5 protein-coding genes and 1 riboswitch are annotated in these 2069 nt (G+C 71.8%); of the genes, 1 reads left to right on the plus strand and 4 read right to left on the minus strand.

Going from position 1 to position 2069, the window contains the following annotated elements; translation table 11 throughout:
* Nucleotides 1–27: 27 nt before the first annotated feature.
* The 3 genes from H5J30_RS29440 to H5J30_RS29450 form a co-directional block, all read right to left on the minus strand.
* Nucleotides 28–348 carry a DMT family transporter gene (locus H5J30_RS29440; RefSeq protein ID WP_018834066.1) on the minus strand — a complete coding sequence of 107 codons (321 nt, stop codon included), beginning with the start codon at nucleotides 346–348 and terminating at the stop codon, nucleotides 28–30.
* A 30-nt stretch (nucleotides 349–378) separates the two neighbouring features.
* Nucleotides 379–443, minus strand: a riboswitch (guanidine-III (ykkC-III) riboswitch).
* 26 nt (nucleotides 444–469) lie between these two features.
* The gene (locus tag H5J30_RS29445) at nucleotides 470–772 is read right to left on the minus strand and encodes a GroES family chaperonin (protein ID WP_181790364.1); all 303 of its coding nucleotides are present in this window, start codon (nucleotides 770–772) and stop codon (nucleotides 470–472) included.
* Nucleotides 773–827: 55 nt separating this feature from the next.
* Complete coding sequence (locus tag H5J30_RS29450; RefSeq protein WP_181790359.1) at nucleotides 828–1172, minus strand: DUF3618 domain-containing protein; 345 nt, start codon at nucleotides 1170–1172, stop codon at nucleotides 828–830.
* Between the two features lie 103 nt (nucleotides 1173–1275).
* Here H5J30_RS29450 and bcp point away from each other — a divergent pair, with 103 nt between their 5' ends.
* Nucleotides 1276–1755: a thioredoxin-dependent thiol peroxidase gene (gene bcp / locus H5J30_RS29455; protein WP_181790360.1), complete on the plus strand. Its 480-nt coding sequence runs from the start codon at nucleotides 1276–1278 to the stop codon at nucleotides 1753–1755.
* Here bcp and H5J30_RS29460 read toward each other — a convergent pair.
* Nucleotides 1739–2069: sortase domain-containing protein (locus tag H5J30_RS29460; RefSeq protein ID WP_181790362.1), on the minus strand; the 331-nt coding region annotated here is incomplete at its 5' end. The two genes, bcp and H5J30_RS29460, sit on opposite strands and share 17 nt — an antisense overlap.

A 2069-nucleotide genomic window follows, 5' to 3' on the forward strand; every position in this document is an offset into this window, starting at 1 on the left:
CGGGGGGCGGCCGGGGCCGTACGGGTATCAGTGACCGGACGTCGCCTTCAGCCCGACCACCGCGACCAGCAGCAGGGCGACGAAGAACACCCGCGCCACCGTCGCGGGCTCACCCAGCACCACCATGCCGAGCAGCGCGGCGCCGCCGGCGCCGATGCCCACCCACACGCCGTACGCCGTGCCGATGGGCAGGGTCTTCGCTGCCTGGGCGAGCAGCATCATGCTGGCGGCGATGCCGGCGACCGTGAACACGCTGGGCCACAGGCGGGTGAAGCCTTCGGTGTACTTCATGCCTATCGCCCAGCCCACTTCGAGCACACCGGCGACGAGCAGCAGAATCCACGCCATGAGACGGACCTCCGTAGTCGGACTGACGGGGGTGCGTCGTCTTTGCGTGACCCGGTACGGCGCGTCTCGTCGGGTTACTCCAACCGTAGCAAGCCGCCGCCGAAGACCGCTCCGGCGGTCGCTACAGGTACAGGCCCGTGGAGTCGTCCGAGCCTTCCAGGCGCTCCGAGGCGACCGCGTGCAGATCGCGCTCGCGCAGGAGCACGTAGCCCACGCCCCGCACCTCGACCTCGCCGCGGTCCTCCGGGTCGAACAGCACCCGGTCGCCCGGCTCGACCGTCCGCACGTTCTGCCCGGTGGCCACCACGTCCGCCCAGGTCAGCCGGCGGCCCACGGCCGCGGTGGCGGGGATGACGATGCCGCCGCTGGACCGGCGCTCGCCCTCCGCGGTGTCGATGCGGACGAGTACCCGGTCGTGGAGCATCCGGATGGGCAGCTTGTCGTGGGGCGTATTCACGGACTCGACGGTACCCGCGCCGCTAGCGGCGGCGCCGCCTGCCCCGGGACTTCCCCGGCCGGCGCGATCCCAGCGCCAGCAGCCCGACGACGGCCACGAGGGTCACCGCGACCGGCACGATGCGCTCCATCCGGGGGGCGCCGTCGGGCGAGACGAGCACGCCGCGGGCGCTGTCGACGGCGCGGTTCGCGACCACGAACGCCTGCCCTGCGGTGCGGTCCACCGCGCCCTTCGTCCGGGCCCTGGCCTCGTCGACCAGGTTCTTGGGGCTCACCCGCAGCGAGATCTCGTCGAGCGTCGCGGCGAGATCCTGCCGCCGGCGGGCGATGTCCGCCTCGATCTGCGCGGGAGTCCTGCCGTCCGACACCGCGGTGCCTCCGTCCTCGCCGTCCGTCTGCTTTTCGACAGTCTGTCAGCCGTTACGCTCGGGTGCGACATCCGCCCCGCACCGAGGAGTAGGGAAAAGCACCATGAGCGAGCGACTTCAGCCCGGCGACCCGGCCCCCGACTTCACCCTGCCCGACGCGGACGGCAAGGACGTCTCCCTCGCCGACCACCGGGGCCGCAAGGTCGTCGTCTACTTCTACCCGGCCGCGCTCACCCCGGGCTGCACCAAGCAGGCGTGCGACTTCACCGACAACCTCGACGTGCTCGCCGCCGCCGGCTACGACGTCATCGGCGTCTCGCCCGACAAGCCGGCGAAGCTGGCGAAGTTCCGGGAGAAGGAGTCGCTGCGGGTGACGCTCGTCGGCGACCCCGAGAAGGCGGTGCTGGAGGCGTACGGCGCCTTCGGCGAGAAGAAGCTCTACGGCAAGACGGTGACCGGCGTCATCCGCTCCACCGTCGTCGTCGACGAGAAGGGCACCGTCGAGCGGGCGTTCTACAACGTCAAGGCCACCGGTCATGTCGCAAAGCTCCTCAAGGATCTGGACGTCACTTCGCCCGCGTGAGATAGCCGGAGACCACCAGGTTGCCCGTGTAGGTCTTCGCCATCGACTCGTACGCGCCCCCGCAGGTGAGCAGGCGGATCTCGGCCCGGCCGCGCTTGTGCTGCCCGTAGACGCGCTGGGCGTCGAAGTCGTCCTTGGCGACGGTCTCCACCCGCTCCACCGTGAACACCGCCGTGCGCCCGTCCGCGCGCGCCACCGCGACCTCCTCGCCGGGGCGCACGTCGCCCAGCCGGTAGAACACCGCCGGTTTCGCGCGGGTGTCCATGTGCCCGACGAAGACCGCGACGCCGGCCGCGCCGGGCCGTGCGCCGCCG

The organism is Streptomyces phytophilus (assembly GCF_013870535.1).
GTDB lineage: Bacteria > Actinomycetota > Actinomycetes > Streptomycetales > Streptomycetaceae > Streptomyces > Streptomyces phytophilus.